An 18,323-nucleotide genomic window follows, 5' to 3' on the forward strand; every position below is an offset into this window, starting at 1 on the left:
AGCGGGGTGCGCGCGGGCCTGACCGTGCTGGCCACCGGCCCGCTGGCCCTGGTGCAGGACCGCGGCCGACCCGGCCTCGGTGGCACGGGCGTGGGCTGCTCCGGCGCCGCCGACCGCCGCTCCCACGACCTCGCGAACCGGCTGGTGGCCAACGACCCCGGTGCCGCGAGCATCGAGGTCACCCTCGGCGGGCTGCAGGTCCGGGCAGAGGTCGACCTGACCGTGGCCGTGACCGGTGCGCCCGCGCCCGCCGACGTGGCCGGCACCCCGGTCGGGCACGCCGCGGTGCTGCGGCTGCGGGCCGGGCAGGTGCTGACCCTGGGGTGGGCGCCCAGCGGGCTGCGCAGCTACCTCGCAGTGCGGGGTGGGATCGACGTCGCCCCCGTGCTGGGCTCGCGCGCCACCGACGTGCTCTCCGGGCTCGGCCCGCCGCCGCTCGCCGTGGGCACCGTGCTGCCCGTCGGGCCCGCCCCGCACGGTGCCCCGGTGGTGGACCAGGCCCCCGTCGCCGTCCCCGCGGCCGGCCCCCTGGTGGTGCGGGCCCGCCGCGGACCGCGCGCTGACTGGGTCCGCGACGACCTGTTCGCGCGGCCCTGGACGATCTCCAGCCGCAGCGACCGCATCGGCGCCCGCCTCGACGGCGCGCCGCTGCACCCCGTCGAGGGGCGGGGCGAGCTGCCCAGCGAGGGCCTCGTGCGCGGCGCGGTTCAGGTGCCCCCCAGCGGCGAGCCCGTGCTGTTCCTCGCCGACCACCCCGTCACCGGCGGGTACCCCGTCGTCGCCGTCGTCCTCGACGCCGACGTCGACCTCGCCGCCCAGGCCCGCCCGGGCCAGCAGATCCGATTCCAGGAGGCCCGACCATGACCACGCCCGTGCTCGACCCCGCCGCCCTCACCCCGACCCAGGCGCGGCTGCGCTTCCGCGGCGGGCTGGCCGTGCCCACGGCGGGGTGGTCGGCCGGGTACGCCCAGGCCAACCTCGTCGCCGTTCCGCGCGAGATCGCCTACGACCTGCTGCTGTTCGCCCAGCGCAACCCCAAGCCGTGCCCGGTGCTCGACGTCCTCGACCCCGGCGCGGTGTCCGGGCCGATCCTCGACGGCGACGTCCGCACCGACCTGCCCCGCTACCGCGTCTTCGTCGACGGCGAGCTGGTGGACGAGCCGACCGACGTCACCGCGTGGTGGCGCGAGGACCTCGTCAGCCTGCTCGTGGGGTGCAGCTTCACCTTCGAGCACGCCCTGCTCGAGGCGGGCGTCCCCGTCCGCCACGTCGAGCAGGCCGTCAACGTGCCGATGTACCGGACGAGCCGGCGGTGCCGGTCCGCGGGGGCGGTGTCCGGACCGCTCGTCGTCTCGATGCGCCCCGTGCCGGCCGCACAGGTGGCCGACGCGGTGCGGATCACCTCCCGGTACCCGGCGGTGCACGGCGCCCCGGTGCACGTCGGCGACCCCGGACTGCTCGGGATCGCGGACCTGGCGCGCCCGGACTACGGGGATGCGGTGCGGCTGGAGCCCGGCGACGTGCCGGTGTTCTGGGCGTGCGGGGTGACTCCGCAGGCCGCGGTGGTCGAGTCGCGGCCCTCGCTGGCCATCACCCACGCCCCCGGCCACATGCTGGTCACCGACGCCCGGGACAGCGCCTACCTGGTCCCCTGAGGCGCCCGGTCCCCTGAGGCGCTCAGCCGGCCCGGACCGCCACCACCAGCGCGTCGATCGCCGGCCGGGGCGCGCCCTCGACCTCGCGCAGGGGCTTGGTGGCCACGGTCACCGTCATGTCCGCGGGCAGCTGCGCGGCCACGTCGTCGGGGGTGAACAGCACGCGGGGGTCCTGGGCGCCGCCCGTGCCGTGCTCGATGTTCGTGCTGTCGTGCGCGACGACGAGCAGCGTCCCGCCCGGCGCCAGCGCCGCGCACGCCTTGGCCAGCACGGTGGCGCGCTGCTCGGCCGGCAGGTGCAGGAAGCACTGCAGCACCAGGTCGTAGGGCCCACCGAGCTCGTCGGTCACCGCGTCGGCGTGGCGCCACGTCAACCGGGACACCACGGCCCGGGGGGACGGTGCGGCCATCTCGGCGGCCTTGGCCAGCGCCACCGCGGAGTAGTCGCTGCCGGTGACCTCCCAGCCCCGGGTGGCCAGCCACAGCGCGTTGCGACCCTCCCCGCAGGCGAGGTCCAGCGCCCGGCCCCGGGGCAGCGCGGTGGCGTGCTCCACGACGTAGCGGTTGGGCGGTGCGCCCCACACGAGCTCGCGGGCGGAGTAGCGGGCGTCCCAGGCGGCGGAGTCCATGCCCGTGACCGTAGGCGTGCACCGGTGCGCGACCCGTCCCGCCGTCCCTAGCGGTGCAGCAGGGCGCGGGCGAAGAAGGCGACGTTGGCGGGGCGCTCGGCGAGGCGGCGCACGAAGTAGGCGTACCAGTCCGCGCCGTAGGGCACGTAGACCCGCACCTGGTGGCCCAGCGCCCGCAGCCGGTCCTGCTCGTCGGAGCGGATCCCGTAGAGCATCTGCAGCTCCCAGGAGTCGGCGGTGCGGCCGTGCTCGGCGGCCAGGGCCACCGCCCGGTCCACCCGGTCGAGGTCGTGCGTGGCCACCTGCGGGTGACCGCTGCCGGCCATGAGCAGCGCCAGGCACCGGTCGTAGGCGGCGTCCACGTCGGCCTTGGCCGGGTGCGCGACCGCGGCGGGCTCGGCGTAGGCGCCCTTGACCAGCCGCACCCGCGATCCGGGGCCCACCAGGTCGGCGAGGTCGCCGGGGGTGCGCCGCAGCGCGGACTGCACCACCGCGGCCACCCACGGGAAGTCCACCCGCAGGGCGTGCACCGCGGCCAGGGTGCGGTCCACCGTCGTGTGGTCCTCCATGTCCACCGAGACCGTGGTCCCCACCCGGGCGGCGGCCTCGCACACCCGGCGCGCACCGTCGAGGGCGAGCGAGTCGTCCAGGCCCTGGCCCAGGGCGGACAGCTTCAGCGACACCTCGGCGGCCGGCACGGCACCGGCGTCGGCGAGCCGGTCGAGCAGCCCCGTGTAGGCCTGCGCGGTGGCCGTGGCCTGGGCGCGGGTGGTGACGTCCTCGCCGAGGCGGTCGACGGTCGCGGTGAGCCCGCGCCCGATCAGCGCCTGCACGGTGCGCACCGCGTCGGCCTCGGTCTCGCCGGCCACGAAACGGTCGACGACGGCCCGGGTGGCCGGCACCCGGGTGCTCAGCCGGCGGACCCGGTCGCTGCGGGAGAGCCGGAGCAGTGCTGCGTTCGCCATGACCCGAGCGTGCTCGCCGCCGCCGTGTCCCACCAGGGACGATCGTCCACTGTCGGAGGGTCCACGTCAGACTTATGCTCAGCGGCGTGCTGTCGGAGCTGCAGGGGATCGTCGACGAGGCGTCCCGGCTGCTGGGCGCCCCGACCACCCTCGAGGACACCGGGTTCACCCTCGTCGCGCACAGCGCCCAGGGGGTGACCCTGGACGCCGTCCGGCGGGGCACGGTCGCGCAGCGGGTCTCCACCCCGCAGGTCCGCGCCTGGTTCGAGGGCTTCGGCATCACCACCAGCGCCGGCCCCGTGCGCACCCCGGCCGACGCGGCGCTGGGGGTTCTGCCCCGGCTCTGCGTGCCCGCGCGCACCGGCGACCGCACCCACGGCTACCTGTGGGCGCTGGACGCGGGCGGTCCGCACCCCGCCGCCGGGCGCCTGGACGAGGTCGCGGCGCTGGCCGCGCGGGCCGCTGTCCTGCTCGCCCGGCAGGGCCGCCGCCGCGAGTCCACCACCACCGCCCTGGTCGACCTGCTCTCCCCGGACACCGAGGACGTCGCCCGGGGCGTGCGGGCGCTGAGCGAGCACGACCTGCTCGACCGGGCGCCCGCCGTGGCCGTCGCCCTGGTCGGCCACACCGGCGCGGCCGACCTCGCCCACACCCTGTGGCGGCTGCCGCGCGGGGTGGTCGGCGACACCGGCCCGGGCGGCACCGTCCTGCTCGTGGCGCTGCGCAGCGCCAGCGACCCGGGCCCCGCGCACCGGGTGGCCGCCGATGTCCTGGCCCGGCACGCCGAACGGCTCGGCGCGGCGGAGCGGGCGGGGCTGGTGGCGGCGGTCGGGGGCCCGCGCACCGACGTGCACGCGGCCCGGGCGTCGTGGCGGGAGGCCCGGTGGGCGCTGCGGGCAGCGCACCCGGGGGTGGTCGCGGACTGGGCGGCGCTCGGCGTCGCGCGCCTGCTCGCCGCGGAACCCGGGGCGGACCTGCTGCTGGACCTGGGCGCGCTGGACGACGAGCTCACCCGCACCGCGCGGGCCTACCTGGACCGGGCCGGGGCGATCGCCGCCACGGCCGCCGAGCTGGGGATCCACCGGCAGACGCTCTACCACCGGCTCGGTCGGGTGGAGGCGCTGACCGGGCGCTCGCTGCGCGACGGCCAGGACCGCCTCGCGCTGCACCTGGCCCTGACCCTGCGCCCGCTGCTCGACCCGGCCGCCGCCCACCCGCGCAGCTGGGACCGGGCGAGCGCGGCGTAGCTCGCAGTGGCCCGGGCCCGGGCCCGCGCGCCGCGCGCCGCGCGCCGCTCAGGCCAGCAGCTGCGACCGGGCCAGCTCGCCGTAGAGCGGGCTGGAGACCAGCAGCTCGGCGTGCGTGCCCGCCGCCACCACCCGGCCGTCGTCGAGGACCACGATCTGGTCGGAGTGGATGACCGTCGAGAGCCGGTGGGCCACCACGAGCAGCGTGCGCCCGTCGGCGGCAGCGGCGTCCACCGCCGCGCGCAGCGCCTGCTCGTTGCGGGCGTCCAGGCTGGCGGTCGGCTCGTCGAGCAGCATGAGCCGCGGCCGGGCGAGCAGCGTCCGCGCGATGGCCAGGCGCTGGCGCTCCCCGCCGGAGAGCAGCACCCCCTCCTCGCCCACCTGCGCGTCCAGGCCCAGCGGGCTCCGGCTGACCAGCGCGCGCAGGTTCACCTGGTCGAGCACCGCGAGCTGCTGGCCCTCGCTCGTGCCGGGCGCGGCCAGGGCGAGGTTCTCCCGCAGCGTCCCGGCCAGCACGGGGGAGTCCTGCTCCACGTAGCCCAGCCCGGCCCGGAGCTCGGCGCGCGTCCAGGCGCGCACGTCCACCCCGTCCACGAGCACGGCCCCGCCGGTCACGTCGTAGAAGCGCTCGACCAGGGCCAGCACGGTCGACTTCCCCGCCCCGGACGGCCCGACGAGCGCGGTGCGGGTGCCGGCCGGGATGCGCAGGCTGACCCCGCGCAGCACGGGGGTGCCGTCGTCGTGGTCGAAGTCCACGCCCCGCAGCTCCAGCGCCGGCGCCCCGAGGACGCGCGGGGTGGAGACGGCCACGTCCCCGTTGTCCTCCTCGGGCAGCAGCCGGATCTCCTCGATGCGGCCCAGGGCCCCGAGGCCGGTCTGCAGCTGGGTCCAGCTCTGCGCCAGGCGCGCCAGGGGCAGGACGAGCAGGAACAGGTACAGCACGAAGGAGACGAGCGCCCCGACGGTGAGCGCCCCGCTGGCCACCCGGGCCCCGCCGATGCCGAGCACGGCCAGGAACGAGCCCTGGGTGGCGATGGTCGCGGCCGGGGAGATCAGTGCCTGCAGCCGTGCCGTGCGCACCCCCACCGTGTACGCCTCGGTGGCGGCCCCGACCACCCCGTCGACCTCCCGGTCGGTGGCCCCGCTGGCCCGGATGGTGCGGACCGCCGAGAGCGAGCGCTCCACCGCCGCGGTCATGGCGCCGACCTTCGCCTGCGTCAGCCGCGACAGCGCCCGCACCCGGCGCGAGGCCAGGGCGATGACGAGCGCGCCGACGGCCACCGCGAGCAGCGTCACCCCGAGCAGGACCACGTCCACCAGGGCCATCGCGATCGCGGCCCCGACGACCACCACGAGGCTGCTCGCGATGTCCACCAGCCCGGAGGTCACCACGGCCCGCAGCAGCGTCGTGTCGGAGCCGATGCGGCTCATCAGGTCCCCGGTGCGCCGCTGGTCGTGCTCCACCACGGGCAGCCGCAGCAGGCGCTCGGCCAGGGTGCGCCGGGTGCTGAGCACCACGCCCTCGGCGGTGCGCTGCAGCAGGAAGCTCTGCACGGCACCGAGCACGGCCCCGGCCACCAGGATCACCACCAGCAGCAGCGACAGCGCCCCCGTCGGGCGGGCGTCCTGCACGGCGGAGATCACCCGGTTCACCAGCAGCGGCTGCGCCAGCGCGGTCCCGGCCGTGACGAGGGAGAGGACGGCGACGACGACGAGGGCGCCCCGGTGCTCGCGGACGTAGGGCCACAGCTGGCGCAGCCCCGCGTCGGTCGTGTTCTCCGGTGCCCGCACGTCGCTCACGGACCGAGCCTGCCAGCGATGCGGCCGGGGCGTTGACCTCGTCGCCGGACCGCCCGCGCCGGTTCGCCGTAGTCTCAGCCCTCGTGCTGAGCACCCTGCCGCTGCCCACCGTCCGCACCGAGCGGCCGCCCCTGCCCACCGTCGCCGCGCAGGCGCACGACGGGCCGCCGCCGCTGCTGGTGGTCGGCCACGGCACCCGGTGCCTGCCCGGCGAGGAGCAGTTCCGCTCGTTCATCGCCCGCGTCACCGCACGCCTGGCCACCGAGGGCGTCGACGTCGCCGGGGGGCTCATCGAGCTCGCACCGCCCCCGGTCACCGACGCCGCGGCCGATCTCGTCGCGCTCGGGCACCGGCACGTCGTCGCCGTCCCGCTCATGCTCGTCGCCGCCGGGCACGCCAAGGGCGACATCCCCGCCGCCCTGGCGCGCGAGGTGGGCCGCTACCCGGGGCTGACCTACCGCTACGGCGGCGTGCTCGGGCCGGACCCGCGGGTGCTCGCGGCGCTGACCGAGCGCCTCGACGAGGTCCTCGACCGTGCCGACCGCGCCGGGACCCACGTCGTCCTGGTCGGCCGCGGCTCCACCGACCCGGACGCGAACTCCGAGGTGGCCCGCGCCGCCCGGCTGCTGCTCGAGACCGCGGCCGCGGACGGTGCCCCGCTGGCCGGGGTGGAGACCAGCTTCATCAGCCTGGCCGCGCCCGGGGTGCCCGCCGCGCTCGAGCGGTGCCGCCGGCTCGGGGCCACCCGCGTGGTGGTGCTGCCGCTGTTCATGTTCGCCGGGGTGCTGCCCAACCGGATCGTCGAGCAGACGGTCGCCTGGGCCGAGGTGCACGACGTCGAGGTGCGCTCGGCGGGCGTGATCGGTGACTGCGACCTGCTGGCCGAGGCCGTGGTGGAGCGCTACGCGGAGGCGGCCGCGACCGCCGTCCGCTCGCACTGCGACACCTGCATGTACCGGGTGGCGATCCGCGGGTTCGAGAAGCGCGTGGGCCAGCCGCAGACCCCGCACGACCACCCGAACGACCCCGTCACGGGCCACGGCCACGGCCATTCGCCCCGTGCGTGATTTCTGGACCCAGGACGCGAGCTTTCCTGCACACCCGGGCAGCCTCGGGTCGTGACGACACCGGGGACGTTCGAGCTCGGCAACGACGGGCCGAAGGTGATCCTCGTCGGCCTCGACGACACGGTGACCGGCATGCGCGCCGGGGCCTACGCGGCGGGCCTGGCGCGGCGGCAGGGTGCGCGGCTCGTCGTGGTGCACGTGGTGAACCCCGGCGGCAGCTGGGCCGGGGCGTCGGCGATGGCCCCCGGGTTGCAGCCGGCCATGCGGGAGGCCGCGGAGGAGGCGGCCGTGGAGCTGGTCGCCCAGATCTCCACGGCCGCCGTCACCGCCGGGATCGAGCCCGAGGTCGTCATCGTGCGGGGTGACGCCTACACCGAGCTCGTCCGGATCGCCGACCGCGAGCGCGCCGACACGGTGGTCGTCGGCGCGTCCGGGCAGGTCGGGCACCGCATCGTGGGCAGCGTGGCGGGGCGGCTGGTCCGCGCCGGGGGCTGGCCCGTGGTCGTGGTGCCCTGAGCGGGCTCAGTCACCCGTGACGTTGAGCACCTGGCGGAGGGTGTGCACCACCTCGACAAGGTCCGACGCGTCGACCATCACCTGGTCAATGTCCTTGTACGCCTGAGGGATCTCGTCACGGAACGCGTCGGTGTCCCGGTAGGAGCTGCCGACCATGGCCTGGTGCAGCTCGGCGCGGGTGAAGGCTTTGCTCGCCGCCGACCGGGAGTGCGTCCAGCCCCGTGCGGCGACGACTGCAGCGACACGGCGTTCCCCTTGCCGGACACCACGTAGCTGCGGGTGCCCATTGGAGCCGGGGATGTGGCCGAGCTGGCCCTGCCGCGCCTCGATGGCGCCCTTGGGGGAGACCCACTCGCCCAGGTGGGCGTCCGGCATGAGGGCGACGTGCGGGAAGACGAAGTGCAGACGGCTCGTGGTCAGGGCCTGGTCCCGGGTGTTCTCCTCGAGGATCGACGCCCAGCTCACCAGGCGGTCGTGATGTGCTCCATGGCCCCAGGTTTCCTGCCGTCCAACGGTTTACGACAGCGACCTCCACCGCGTGGCGGCGGGACGGGCTCACCTGGAGGGCGAGGCCGGTCGTGGGTCATCCTGGTCGCCGCGGCTCCGCAGATCGGGGCACCCAGCGCTCGCAGCGCTCCCCGATCGGGGCCTCGTCCGGTGGGACGTTGTGCGCTCCTGGGGCGCGTTGTGCGCGCACAACGTCCCAAGAACGGCCCCGGAACGGCGTTGTGCGCGCCCAACGCCCCCGCCCCCGCCCACTCGCCCCGGCGGCGCCCCGGTCACCGGCCTGGGACCATGGGCGCATGCCCTCCGAAGCCCCCCGGTTCAGCGGCTTCGGCCCCGGCCTGGTCGAGCTGTACCGCGGCCTGCACGAGCAGAACAGCCGTGAGTACTGGCTCGCGAACAAGCAGGTCTACGAGGACGACGTGCGCACCCCGCTCGAGCTGCTGGCCGGCGAGCTCACCCCGGAGTTCGGCGAGCCCAAGGTGTTCCGCCCGAACCGGGACCTGCGGTTCAGCAAGGACAAGCGGCCCTACAAGGAGCAGGCCAGCCTGGTGGTCGGCGACGGCTCGTCCGCGCTCTACGCGCAGGTCTCCGCCGACGGGCTCCGGGTGGCCGGCGGGTGGTGGCAGCCCAGCCGCGAGCAGCTGGCCGCGTTCCGTCAGGCGGTGGACGACGGGGAGCGTGGTGACGGCCTCGACCAGCTGCTGGCTGAGCTGGACGCCGTCGGCCTGGAGCTCGGCACGGGGTCGTCGCTGAAGACGGCGCCGCGGGGCTGGGCCAAGGACCACCCGCGCATCGAGCTCCTCCGCCTGACCACGCTGACCGTGGGCGCGGTGCACCCGCCCCGGGCGTGGCTCCAGACCCGGGAGTGCCTCACCCGGATCGTCGACCACTGGCACGGGGTGCAGCGCTGGAACGCCTACCTGTCCGCGCTGCCCGTGGAGCCCGCGGCCTGAGCGGGACGCTCGTGGGGGACACCGGCGTCCAGCGGGAGCACCGCGGACCAGGAGGGCCGGTCGGGCTCCGGTGTCAGAGTCCGGCGGCGGCGGTGAGCACGTTGCTGGCTTCGCCGAGGGAGCCGAGCGCCACCACCGTGGGTGGCAGGCGGGTGGGGTTCCAGCCCGGTCCCCCGACGTAGCAGCGGGTGCGTGGGCGGATGCGGGGGAGCTGGCCGACCAGGTCGGGATCGGCGTTGCGATCGTCCTGTGACCAGAGGAACAGCGCTGCGGGTGCGGTGCGGGCGACGGCGGCGGCGAGGGCTCCGATCGGGAGGTCCGCCCCGAGCAGGCTCGTCTGCACGCCGCGCTCGGCGAGGGTGGCGCGCAGCACGCGCAGGGGCAGGGCGTGGAGCTCACCGGACATCGACCCCAGCAGGATCGGGCGGGCCGAGACCGGTGGTGGTGCGGACATGGTGACCTGGGCCATCACGGTGGTGATGGCCTCGGTGAGCAGGTGTTCGAGCTCGATGCCGGCCCCGGTGCGCGACCAGCGTTCGGCCAGGGCGCGGAGCACGGGCCGCGCGACGTCGTCCCAGGTCGTGATGACCCCGGTGGCCTCGATGCTGTCCCGGAGCTGGCGGGTGGTGCTGTCACCGTCGAGGGCGAGCACCGCACGAGCGAGGCCGTGCGCTCGGCGCCCGGCCCCGCGCATCGGCAGCGAGGAGCGGTGCCCGGTGGAGACAGTGGTGTCGTGGTCCACGACGAGAGGCCCCGGCGCTGCTGCTCGCGGGCCGGGCGGTTCGGGGGTGGTCTCGCCGGCGAGTGCGGCCAGGGCCAGACGCGCCGCCTCGGCGGGGGAGGCGCCGTGGGCCAGGGCGTCCTGCATGAGCTCGAGGCGTCGCATGTCGAGGGGTGCGTAGCGGCGGTGGCTGCCCGGGCGGTGCTCGCTGGGCCCCACCCCGTAGCGCCGGTCCCAGGTGCGCAGGGTTGCCGGCGCCACCCCGAGGCGCCGCGCGACCGCTGCGACGGACAGCCGCAGGCCCTCCACGGCCGTCGCCTCGAATCCGGGAGCGCCAGCTCCGGGAGCGCCGGTTCCGGGTGTGTCGTCGGGGGCGCGCAGGGCACTCATGGACGTCGCACCTCCTGGCGGGGCGAGGGGGTGGCGATCTGCGGTGGCAGCGAGTGAAGTTTTACCCAGCTGAGGGTTCTGCACAACTTGTGACCGCATCGTGAACAACCCTCGCACCGTCGTGCCACTCCTCGATGACTCCGCGTCGTGGGAGAATTCACCCCTAATATCCTGGATCGTCTCGCGACAGAGCCCGTGTGCCAGCGCCTCCCCGAAGGCCTCCGTTGAAACGGTTCAGGCATGAAAGATAAAATTTAGCGAACAAGGTTTGACTCGATTGACCGCAAGGCCTACGTTCTCGTCAACGGCTCGTCAGGGCCGCTGGATCGCACGACGCGACGAGCAGGAGACGACATGGCTGACGTACGACGGCTGCCGGGACCCAACGCAGACATCTGGGACTGGCAGATGCAGGGGCTGTGCCGCGGCGTGGACTCGTCGTTCTTCTTCCACCCGGACGGGGAGCGGGGCCCGGCCCGGGCGCAGCGCGAGTCCCGGGCGAAGGCGATGTGTGCTCGCTGCCCGGTGCTGGAGCAGTGCCGGGCCCACGCCCTGGCCGTCCAGGAGCCCTACGGCATCTGGGGTGGCATGTCGGAGTCCGAGCGCGAGAGCGCGGTCCGCACCAAGAACCGCAAGATCGCCGTCTAGGCACGACGCTCGTCGTGCGGGCGGTGCTGCGGACCCGCCAGGAGCGCTGCCGCGTCCCGGTAACCGGACGACCCCCGTCGCCCCGGCCGCACCGTCGCAGCGCCCCCGCGCTGCAACACCGCCCACGTCGCGCGGCTGCCCCTGGCGGGCCCGCACCCCGGAGACGGTCGGCGAGGCCGTTCGGTTGGCTCGGGCGGTCGAGCGGGGTCAGGACACGTCGAGGGTCTGCCAGCTCGTCCCGCCGTCACGGGTGATCCGGAGGTCGGCGACCCCGGGGGTGGCGGGCAGGGCCACCCCCTGGCTGCTGCTGGTCAAGCCGACGAAGGAGAACCCGGAGCCGGCCAGGACGGTGCCGAAGCTCGCCCCGCCGTCGGTGCTGCGCTGCACCCCGCCGGCGTCGTCGGAGAGCAGCACCGTTCCAGGAGCGGCCGCGACCGCGGTGAGCGCCCCGGGCAGCGTTGCGCTTCCCGTGCGGGCCCAGCTCCCGCCGGCGTCCTTCGACGCGAAGACCTGCACGTCCGTGCTTCCGGTGGTGGTGCAGGCGAGCACCAGGTCGGTGCGGGTGGACGCGGCCATCCGGGCCCGGTCGGCGTTCTGGGTGCACGGCGTGGGCAGGGCGGCGACGTCGGACGAGCCGTCGGCGGCGCCCCGGACGAGCCGGGTGGTGCCGCCGTCTACCGACAACGCCCACACCGTGCTCCCGGAGAGCGTGACCGCGGCGCGGCCGGGCACCGTGCTGGCCCCGGGCAGGGGGGTGAAGGCGTCACCTCCCGAGGCCGCGGAGCGCAGGACGGTCTGCGTGCACGCGCCGGAGGTGCCGCACCCGACACCGAGACCGGCGACCACGCGGGTGCTGTTGGCGGCCAGGGACACCGCGGCCTGCCCGGCGGGCAGCGGGACCGCGTCCCAGTGGTCGCCGTCGTGGGTGGACCACAGCTCGCCGCCGAACGCCCAGCCGTCGGTGGGACTGCCGAAGCGGAGCTGGTCGACGCCGGAGGTGACGGCGCTGCCGAGCACGTCACCGGTGCGGGGTGCGGCGGTGCCCACCCAGCTGGCGCCGCCGTCGGAGGTGCGGGCCACGGACGTGCAGGGCTGCTTGGTGCAGGGTGCCTGGCCCAGGGTCCAGCCGTCCCGGGTGGAGATGAAGGTGACCGACTGCGGCGCGAAGCCCCGTGGCACCGGGCCGGTGGGGCGGCCGTCGTCGGAGGGTGGGGGGGCGGTGGTGACCGGGGGAACCGTCGCGGTGGGCGCGGCAGGGGCGGGGACGACGGTGGTCGGTGCTGGGGTGAGCAGGGGCGACGTCGGGGGAGCGGGCTGGGCGACCTGCTCGTCGGTGCCCCCGGCCACGACCACCAGCGGCACCGCGACCACGAGCGCGACGACGGCGGCACCCGACGCCACGATCGACGCGGTGCGCACCCGGCGGCGGGCCGCACGGCGAAGGACCTCCTGGTGCGCACCGTCGGGCGCCGCGAGGGGGGTGATCTCCGGGCGCAGCCGGGCCAGCGGGTCGTGCGGGCTGGTCATGGCCGGTCCTGGGGGTGGTGGAGGCTGGGTCCGTCGACCGCCGGGTCCTCGAGGGCCGTCCGCAGCACGGCGCGGGCGTCGAACAGCTGGCTCTTCACGGTGCCGGCCTTGCGACCGAGCATGCGGGCGACGTCGTCGATGCTGAAGTCGCCGAAGTAGTGCAGCAGGACGGGCCCGCGGAGCTTGTCGGGCAGCGTCTCCACGAGCAGGCGCAGCTCGCTGTCCGGGCCGGGTGGGCGGATGCTCTGCTCGGGGCGCCCGGCGATGATCTGGCGCAGGCCGCGGCGCTCGCGCTGGGTGCGGCGCCAGTGGTCGCGGACGAGGTTCACGGCGATCGTGTAGAGGTAGCTGCGCGGGTCGTCGAGCTGACGGCGCTTGGCCACCAGCCGGGTGAACGCCTCGGAGGCGATCTCGTGCGCGGTGTCGTCGTCGTCCACGAGCCTGCGGCACCAGCCGGCCAGGCGTGGGTAGTGCGCGCGGAAGAACGCGGCGGAGGTGACGTCGTCGACGGCCGGCTCGATGTAGCCGTCCACCCCGCTCTGCACGCGCTCCCCGCCCCCCCGACTGCTCGACCCGGCAAGCCTCTCACCCCGGCGGGGACGGTCGAGCAGGGACACGGGCAGCGCGGTCGTGGTCACGGTCGACCTCCCTGCTCGCGGGCGCGACCGAGCGGTCGTGTGCTGTCGCAGGCTGAGACGAGCGGGGGCGGACTCCGGTTGGAACGGGTTGCGGGTGCCAGAACGACGGGCGATCCGGAACCTCGCGCCGAGCTCGGCCGCACCGGGCCGCGCCCACCCCCACCCGCCCTGGAGAGGAAACCTCGCCTCCTGGGTCCAGAAATCACGCACGGGGCAGAATGCCGGTGGTGTTCGTGGTGGTGCTGCCGGGGTCCTCCGGCCCGGGGTCCGCCCGCCTCGTGGCCGCCGATGACGAGGGCACCCCGACGGCCTCCCCCCGCGACGTGGACGACCTGCCGGCCGCCGTGGCCGAGGTCGAGGCGGCGCAGCACCCGCGCTGGGTGTGGCCGGACTCCGCCGACACCTACGGCGCCCTGCTCCGGGCCGGGGTGCGTGTCCAGCGGGTGCACGACCTCGCCCGCACCGCCGCCCTGCTCGACGCGCGCGCCGGCCGCCGGCCCGCCCCCGAGCGGCGTCCGGCCGACGAGCGGCCGGGCCTGTTCGAGACCGCCCCGGCGGAGCCCGCTCCGGACCCGGTGGCCGTGCTCGCCGCCCAGCTCGCCGAGATCGGGGGTGACCGGCGGCTGCGGCTGCTGGTGGCGGCCGAGTCGGCCGGGGCGCTGGCTGCCGCCGAGCTCGGCCACGACGGTCTGCCCTTCTCCGCGGCCCGCCACGGCGACCTGCTGGTCCGCCAGCTCGGGGCCCGGCCGCCGGAGGGGCTGCTCCCGCCGCGCCTGGTCGAGCTGAACGCCGCCATCGAGGAGGCTTTCGGCAAGCGGGTGAACCCGGAGTCGGCCGCCGAGGTGCTGGCCGCGTTCGCCCGCGAGGGGCTGGACGTGCCCAACACCCAGGCCCGCACCCTGCGCGGGGTGCACCACCGGGCGGTCCCGCTGCTGCTGCGGCACAAGGAGCTCGGCCGCCTGCACGGAACCAACGGGTGGCTGTGGCTGGACACCTGGGTGCACGGCGACCGCTTCCGCCCCGTCTACGTCCCCGGTGGCACCCCCAGCGGGCGGTGGGCGAGCCGGGGCGGGGGCGCCCTGCAGATCCCGAAGCTGTTGCGGCGCAGCGTGGTCGCCGAGCCGGGGCGCACGTTCGTGATCGCTGACGCCGGTCAGCTGGAGCCCCGGGTGCTCGCCGCGATGTCGGGGGACGCCGGGATGGTGGCGGCCGCCGGGGAGGCCGACCTCTACGCGCCGGTGGCGGCCGCGGCCTTCGGCGGCGACCGGGCGCGGGCCAAGGTCGCCGTGCTGGGGGTGCTCTACGGGGCCACGGCCGGTGAGTCCCGGGCCCTGCTCGCGCGCCTGCGCCGGCAGTTCCCGGTGGCCGTGGGCTTCGTCGAGGAGGCGGCGCGGGCGGGCGAGCGGGGGGAGGTGGTGCACTCGCTGCTCGGCCGGGCGAGCCCGCCGCCCCCGGACCACGAGTGGGACCCGGCCGCGCGCGGGCGGTTCACCCGCAACTTCGTGGTGCAGGCGACGGCCGCGGAGTGGGCCCTGTGCCTCGTGGCGGAGCTGCGTCGGCGGCTGGCCGACGAGCCGGAGGCCGAGCTGGTGTTCTTCCAGCACGACGAGGTGGTGGTGCACTGTGCCGATCCCGACCGGGTCAGCGCCCACGTGCTCGCCGCGACGGAGGTGGCACGGCGGCTCGTGTTCGGCGACACGGCGGTGCGGTTCCCGATGGACGTCGCCGTCCGCCGCGTCTACGCCGAGCCCGACGAGACCGACCCGACCGGAGCTGAGCCGGACAAGACCGACCCGATCGGACTCGGCGCGACCTGACCTGACCTGACCTGACCCGACCGGTCAGCCGGCCACGGCGCGGACGGTCGGCGCGGGCGAGGGAGGGCTGTACCCGGGCGCGTCCTCGAGGGCAAGCAGCGCGGGGACGTGCGCGGCGGGCACGGCGGCCGACCACAGGTAGCCCTGCCCGACAGTGCACCCGAGCGCGCGCGCCCGGCACGCCGCGTCCGCGGACTCCACGCCCTCGATCACCGTGGTCAGGCCCATGTCGCGGCTCATGCCGGTGACGGCGCGGACCACGGCGTCGGCGTTGCGCTGGCCCAGCGACGCGGTCAGCCCGCGGTCGATCTTGAGCCCGTCCACGGGCAGGCGCAGCAGGTGCTCCAGGGAGGACCAGCCGGTGCCGAAGTCGTCGAGGACCACGCGGAAGCCGTGCTCGCGCAGCTGGGCGAGCACGTCCACGCTGCGGCTGCTGGCGGCCACGGCCGCGGTCTCGGTGATCTCCAGGTCCACCTGGTGGGGCGGCACGCCCGCGACCGCCGCGGCCTCGCGCAGCCGCACGACGCTCTCCTGGGCGGTCAGGTGCTTGGCGGAGAGGTTGACGCTGAGCCGGAGCTCCGGGCGGGTGCGGCGCCAGCCGGCCAGGTCGTGCATGGCCCGGCGCAGCACCGCGAGGTCGAGGTCGATGACGAGGTCGCTGTCCTCTGCCACCGGGATGAAGGAGGCGGGCGACACCGTCCCCAGTCGCGGGTGCTGCCAGCGCGCGAGGGCCTCGAACCCCAGGATGGCGCCGGTGTGCAGGTCCACCAGCGGCTGGTACCAGGGGAGCACCTCGCCACCGTCCACGGCCGCCGCCAGGACGGCGGGGTCCACGCCCACGAGCGCACCGTCGTGGCGGCGCCGGGCCAGGTCCAGCTGGTCCTCGACGATGGACGCGAACTCGGCGAGCTGCTCGACCATGGTGGGGGTGATCTCGCGGGGTCGGGAGTCGATGAGGCACAGCCCGCCCACGGTGAGGCCCTCCCGTCCCTGCACCGGCACCCCGACGTAGCTGCGGAACCCGCTGGTCGCCGTGGGGTGGTCGGGGTGCTCGGCCACCACGTCGCGGACCACGCGGGGCACCCCGGTGCGCACCACCCCGTCGCACAGGCCCTCGCCGCGGCCGTCGGACCGGGGCGCCACCCGGTCGGTGCCCAGCTCCACCAGCGTGTGCATGCGGAAGGCGTCGAGGATGTTCAGCTGGGCCACCGGGAAGCCGAGCATGCGCCGGGCGAGCTCCACGGTGGTGCGCAGGGCACCGAGGGCCGCGAGGTCCAGGTCGACGTAGTGCGTGGCCGACGTGTGCCGGCGGTCGGGGTGCCGGGTCGCACCGGATGCGGGGGTGGGGCGTCTGTCCGTGAACTGCACCGGGCACCCGCTCTCCTGGTCGGTCGAGCCTGGTGACGCCGTGGACGTTCCTGCTGGTGGTTCGGTCGTCGGCCGCCGGCGGTTCGTCAGATCTCCGTCCGAGCTCCACAGCGGTCGATGACGCGTCCGTCACCCGCACACCACGACCGAGCTACCCCGACGTGGGAGCGGGCACGCACACTGCGTCAACGACCGGTGACGCCAGGTGGGTACGTCCACCCGGGTGGGGCGTCTCGATCGCTGCGTACGACATCACGCCCGCGCGGTCCTGCCGGGGGAGCTCGCGCCTCGACATCACGCCCGCGCGTCGTCGGGGAGGGGGAGCAGGCGCGCAGGGCGCCGGCGGAACCAGTGAGCGAATGACGGGAATCGAACCCGCATATTCAGCTTGGGAAGCTGATGTTCTACCACTGAACTACATTCGCGTGCCCCATCCTGCGGGCCCGGTGATGGTAGCCGATCAGCTGAGGTGGTCGCGCCCTGGAGGCCGGACGAGGCCGATACGCTGCCGCCCATGCTGCTCTCGGACCGCGACCTCAAGGCCGAGCTCGCCTCGGGACGTCTGGGCCTCGAGCCCTACGACCCGGCCATGGTGCAGCCCTCCAGCATCGACGTGCGCCTGGACCGGTTCTTCCGCGTGTTCAACAACACCCGCTACACCCACATCGACCCCGCCCAGCAGCAGGACGAGCTGACCAGCCTCGTGGAGCCCGAGGGCGACGAGCCGTTCGTGCTGCACCCGGGGGAGTTCGTGCTCGGCTCCACCCTCGAGGCGTGCACGCTGCCCGACGACCTGGCCGGCCGGCTGGAGGGCAAGAGCTCGCTGGGGCGCCTGGGCCTGCTCACGCACTCCACGGCCGGGTTCATCGACCCCGGGTTCAGCGGTCACATCACCCTGGAGCTCTCCAACGTGGCCAACCTGCCCATCACGCTGTGGCCGGGCATGAAGATCGGCCAGCTGTGCCTGCTGCGGCTCTCCTCGGCCGCCGAGCACCCGTACGGCTCGGTCGAGGCCGGTTCGCGCTACCAGGGCCAGCGCGGCCCCACGCCGTCCAAGGCACACCTGCGCTTCGACCGGGCGCCCACCGTCCGCTGACCGGGGCCCGTCGTCCGCTGAGCGGTCCAGCTCAGTCCGCGACGACCTCGAAGCGGGTCCCCAAGGTCCGGTAGGTCGAGACCGCCCGGGCGTCGCGGGTGAGCAGGACGGTGCCGGCGGACGACGCGGCCAGGGCGACCAGCCCGTCGTAGGTGGCGCCGCCGCTGACCCCACGGTCGGCCAGGTGGCGGGGCAGGCTCGCGGCGAGCTCGGGGGTGGGGCTGACCGGGGTGCCGAACTCCCGCTCCAGCACGGAGGCGGCGTCCTCGGGGGCGAGCCGCAGGGCGGCCGGTGCACGGGTCAGCACGGAGTACGTCTCGGCGAGGGAGTGTGTCGTCAGCACCGGGGTCCGGTCGCCGACCGCGGCACGGACGGCCCGGTGCGCCCGGTGGGTGACGTGCAGCCAGGGAATCGCCGCGCTCGTGTCCAGCGCGACCACGGTCACCGGCGACCGTCGTCGATCAGGCCGAACAGCACGTCGTCGGTGAACTCGACGGCCGCTTCCACCACGAGGTGGCCGTCCACCCGACGGAGGGTGGCGGTGCGGGCCGTCGGCGTCACCTGCAGCCCGCCGCCGTAGACGCTGACGTCCACCGAGGACCCCCCGGTGAGCCCCACGGCGTCCCGCAGGGCCTTGGGGATGACGATGCGGCCGGCGGCGTCGATCGTGGTGTGCATGGCAGGACGATACCAGCGCTCTGCCACCGGTCCGCGTCGCTCCGCCCGCCCGTCGTGGGACATGATCGGCACCGTCGTGGTCAGTCGCCGAGGGGGTTGAAC

At 75.6% G+C, this 18,323-nt stretch carries 19 protein-coding genes and 1 tRNA gene; 9 read left to right on the forward strand and 11 right to left on the reverse strand.

Features of this window, described 5'->3' with window-relative positions:
* Positions 1 to 6: 6 nt before the first annotated feature.
* Positions 7 to 864 (forward strand): 5-oxoprolinase subunit C family protein, encoded by an 858-nt coding sequence (locus RHODO2019_RS17815; protein ID WP_265384856.1) that lies wholly within the window; start codon positions 7 to 9, stop codon positions 862 to 864.
* Positions 861 to 1,655 carry a putative hydro-lyase gene (locus tag RHODO2019_RS17820; protein WP_265383032.1) on the forward strand — a complete coding sequence of 265 codons (795 nt, stop codon included), beginning with the start codon at positions 861 to 863 and terminating at the stop codon, positions 1,653 to 1,655. Before RHODO2019_RS17815 ends, RHODO2019_RS17820 begins: the two co-directional genes overlap by 4 nt.
* Before the next feature lie 22 nt (positions 1,656 to 1,677).
* Here the strand turns inward: RHODO2019_RS17820 and RHODO2019_RS17825 are convergent, their stop codons facing one another.
* Positions 1,678 to 2,283 carry a class I SAM-dependent methyltransferase gene (locus tag RHODO2019_RS17825; RefSeq protein WP_265383033.1) on the reverse strand — a complete coding sequence of 202 codons (606 nt, stop codon included), beginning with the start codon at positions 2,281 to 2,283 and terminating at the stop codon, positions 1,678 to 1,680.
* 47 nt (positions 2,284 to 2,330) lie between these two features.
* Positions 2,331 to 3,248 carry a proline dehydrogenase family protein gene (locus tag RHODO2019_RS17830; protein ID WP_265383034.1) on the reverse strand — a complete coding sequence of 306 codons (918 nt, stop codon included), beginning with the start codon at positions 3,246 to 3,248 and terminating at the stop codon, positions 2,331 to 2,333.
* A gap of 86 nt (positions 3,249 to 3,334) precedes the next feature.
* On the opposite strand from RHODO2019_RS17830, the gene RHODO2019_RS17835 reads away from it, so the two are divergent.
* The gene (locus tag RHODO2019_RS17835) at positions 3,335 to 4,495 is read left to right on the forward strand and encodes a PucR family transcriptional regulator (RefSeq protein WP_265383035.1); all 1,161 of its coding nucleotides are present in this window, start codon (positions 3,335 to 3,337) and stop codon (positions 4,493 to 4,495) included.
* A gap of 48 nt (positions 4,496 to 4,543) precedes the next feature.
* Here the strand turns inward: RHODO2019_RS17835 and RHODO2019_RS17840 are convergent, their stop codons facing one another.
* Positions 4,544 to 6,295 carry an ABC transporter ATP-binding protein gene (locus RHODO2019_RS17840; protein ID WP_265383036.1) on the reverse strand — a complete coding sequence of 584 codons (1,752 nt, stop codon included), beginning with the start codon at positions 6,293 to 6,295 and terminating at the stop codon, positions 4,544 to 4,546.
* A gap of 83 nt (positions 6,296 to 6,378) precedes the next feature.
* Between RHODO2019_RS17840 and RHODO2019_RS17845 the strand changes: the two genes are divergently transcribed.
* Together RHODO2019_RS17845 and RHODO2019_RS17850 are read left to right on the forward strand one after the other, a co-directional pair.
* Entirely contained in the window at positions 6,379 to 7,362 is a 984-nt protein-coding gene (locus RHODO2019_RS17845; RefSeq protein WP_265383037.1) for a sirohydrochlorin chelatase, read from the forward strand.
* A gap of 51 nt (positions 7,363 to 7,413) precedes the next feature.
* Positions 7,414 to 7,878, forward strand: coding sequence for a universal stress protein (locus RHODO2019_RS17850; RefSeq protein ID WP_265383038.1), 465 nt, complete (start codon positions 7,414 to 7,416; stop codon positions 7,876 to 7,878).
* Positions 7,879 to 7,884: 6 nt separating this feature from the next.
* Here RHODO2019_RS17850 and RHODO2019_RS17855 read toward each other — a convergent pair whose 3' ends face one another.
* Positions 7,885 to 8,343, reverse strand: coding sequence for an RtcB family protein (locus RHODO2019_RS17855; RefSeq protein WP_435532146.1), 459 nt, complete (start codon positions 8,341 to 8,343; stop codon positions 7,885 to 7,887).
* Positions 8,344 to 8,681: 338 nt separating this feature from the next.
* On the opposite strand from RHODO2019_RS17855, the gene RHODO2019_RS17860 reads away from it, so the two are divergent.
* The gene (locus tag RHODO2019_RS17860) at positions 8,682 to 9,338 is read left to right on the forward strand and encodes a DUF2461 domain-containing protein (protein WP_265383039.1); all 657 of its coding nucleotides are present in this window, start codon (positions 8,682 to 8,684) and stop codon (positions 9,336 to 9,338) included.
* Positions 9,339 to 9,411: 73 nt separating this feature from the next.
* Here the strand turns inward: RHODO2019_RS17860 and RHODO2019_RS17865 are convergent, their stop codons facing one another.
* Entirely contained in the window at positions 9,412 to 10,449 is a 1,038-nt protein-coding gene (locus RHODO2019_RS17865) for a MerR family transcriptional regulator (protein ID WP_265383040.1), read from the reverse strand.
* Between the two features lie 354 nt (positions 10,450 to 10,803).
* Here RHODO2019_RS17865 and RHODO2019_RS17870 point away from each other — a divergent pair, with 354 nt between their 5' ends.
* Positions 10,804 to 11,097 (forward strand): WhiB family transcriptional regulator, encoded by a 294-nt coding sequence (locus tag RHODO2019_RS17870; protein WP_265383041.1) that lies wholly within the window; start codon positions 10,804 to 10,806, stop codon positions 11,095 to 11,097.
* A 207-nt stretch (positions 11,098 to 11,304) separates the two neighbouring features.
* On the opposite strand, the gene RHODO2019_RS17875 is transcribed toward RHODO2019_RS17870, so the two are convergent.
* Together RHODO2019_RS17875 and RHODO2019_RS17880 are read right to left on the reverse strand one after the other, a co-directional pair.
* Complete coding sequence (locus tag RHODO2019_RS17875) at positions 11,305 to 12,624, reverse strand: sialidase family protein (RefSeq protein WP_265383042.1); 1,320 nt, start codon at positions 12,622 to 12,624, stop codon at positions 11,305 to 11,307.
* Entirely contained in the window at positions 12,621 to 13,262 is a 642-nt protein-coding gene (locus RHODO2019_RS17880) for an RNA polymerase sigma factor (RefSeq protein WP_265383043.1), read from the reverse strand. Before RHODO2019_RS17880 ends, RHODO2019_RS17875 begins: the two co-directional genes overlap by 4 nt.
* Positions 13,263 to 13,480: 218 nt before the next feature.
* Between RHODO2019_RS17880 and RHODO2019_RS17885 the strand changes: the two genes are divergently transcribed.
* A complete protein-coding gene (locus tag RHODO2019_RS17885; RefSeq protein WP_265383044.1) occupies positions 13,481 to 15,079 on the forward strand; it encodes a bifunctional 3'-5' exonuclease/DNA polymerase in 1,599 nt (532 codons plus the stop codon).
* 24 nt (positions 15,080 to 15,103) lie between these two features.
* On the opposite strand, the gene RHODO2019_RS17890 is transcribed toward RHODO2019_RS17885, so the two are convergent.
* Positions 15,104 to 16,447: a sensor domain-containing phosphodiesterase gene (locus RHODO2019_RS17890; protein WP_265383045.1), complete on the reverse strand. Its 1,344-nt coding sequence runs from the start codon at positions 16,445 to 16,447 to the stop codon at positions 15,104 to 15,106.
* 354 nt (positions 16,448 to 16,801) lie between these two features.
* Positions 16,802 to 16,872: transfer RNA gene (locus RHODO2019_RS17895), tRNA-Gly, on the reverse strand.
* A gap of 89 nt (positions 16,873 to 16,961) precedes the next feature.
* Between RHODO2019_RS17895 and dcd the strand changes: the two genes are divergently transcribed.
* Positions 16,962 to 17,543, forward strand: a complete 582-nt coding sequence (dcd, locus tag RHODO2019_RS17900; protein WP_265383046.1) for a dCTP deaminase — start codon at positions 16,962 to 16,964, stop codon at positions 17,541 to 17,543.
* A 31-nt stretch (positions 17,544 to 17,574) separates the two neighbouring features.
* Here the strand turns inward: dcd and RHODO2019_RS17905 are convergent, their stop codons facing one another.
* Together RHODO2019_RS17905 and RHODO2019_RS17910 are read right to left on the reverse strand one after the other, a co-directional pair.
* Entirely contained in the window at positions 17,575 to 17,988 is a 414-nt protein-coding gene (locus tag RHODO2019_RS17905) for a PIN domain-containing protein (RefSeq protein ID WP_265383047.1), read from the reverse strand.
* On the reverse strand, positions 17,985 to 18,221 hold the full coding sequence (locus RHODO2019_RS17910) for an AbrB/MazE/SpoVT family DNA-binding domain-containing protein (RefSeq protein ID WP_265383048.1): 237 nt from the start codon (positions 18,219 to 18,221) through the stop codon (positions 17,985 to 17,987). Before RHODO2019_RS17910 ends, RHODO2019_RS17905 begins: the two co-directional genes overlap by 4 nt.
* Positions 18,222 to 18,323: the final 102 nt, after the last annotated feature.

The sequence above is a fragment of the Rhodococcus antarcticus genome (genome assembly GCF_026153295.1).
Classification (GTDB): domain Bacteria; phylum Actinomycetota; class Actinomycetes; order Mycobacteriales; family Mycobacteriaceae; genus Rhodococcus_D; species Rhodococcus_D antarcticus.

Bases quoted from the DNA above. Each gene is read 5' to 3' on its own strand.
- RHODO2019_RS17870 (WP_265383041.1), top strand. From the start codon at position 10,804: ATGGCTGACGTACGACGGCTGCCGGGACCCAACGCAGACATCTGGGAC.
- RHODO2019_RS17825 (WP_265383033.1), bottom strand. From the start codon at position 2,283: ATGGACTCCGCCGCCTGGGACGCCCGCTACTCCGCCCGCGAGCTCGTG.
- RHODO2019_RS17830 (WP_265383034.1), bottom strand. From the start codon at position 3,248: ATGGCGAACGCAGCACTGCTCCGGCTCTCCCGCAGCGACCGGGTCCGC.
- RHODO2019_RS17875 (WP_265383042.1), bottom strand. From the start codon at position 12,624: ATGACCAGCCCGCACGACCCGCTGGCCCGGCTGCGCCCGGAGATCACC.
- RHODO2019_RS17820 (WP_265383032.1), top strand. From the start codon at position 861: ATGACCACGCCCGTGCTCGACCCCGCCGCCCTCACCCCGACCCAGGCG.
- RHODO2019_RS17865 (WP_265383040.1), bottom strand. From the start codon at position 10,449: ATGAGTGCCCTGCGCGCCCCCGACGACACACCCGGAACCGGCGCTCCC.
- dcd (WP_265383046.1), top strand. From the start codon at position 16,962: ATGCTGCTCTCGGACCGCGACCTCAAGGCCGAGCTCGCCTCGGGACGT.
- RHODO2019_RS17860 (WP_265383039.1), top strand. From the start codon at position 8,682: ATGCCCTCCGAAGCCCCCCGGTTCAGCGGCTTCGGCCCCGGCCTGGTC.
- RHODO2019_RS17885 (WP_265383044.1), top strand. From the start codon at position 13,481: ATGCCGGTGGTGTTCGTGGTGGTGCTGCCGGGGTCCTCCGGCCCGGGG.
- RHODO2019_RS17910 (WP_265383048.1), bottom strand. From the start codon at position 18,221: ATGCACACCACGATCGACGCCGCCGGCCGCATCGTCATCCCCAAGGCC.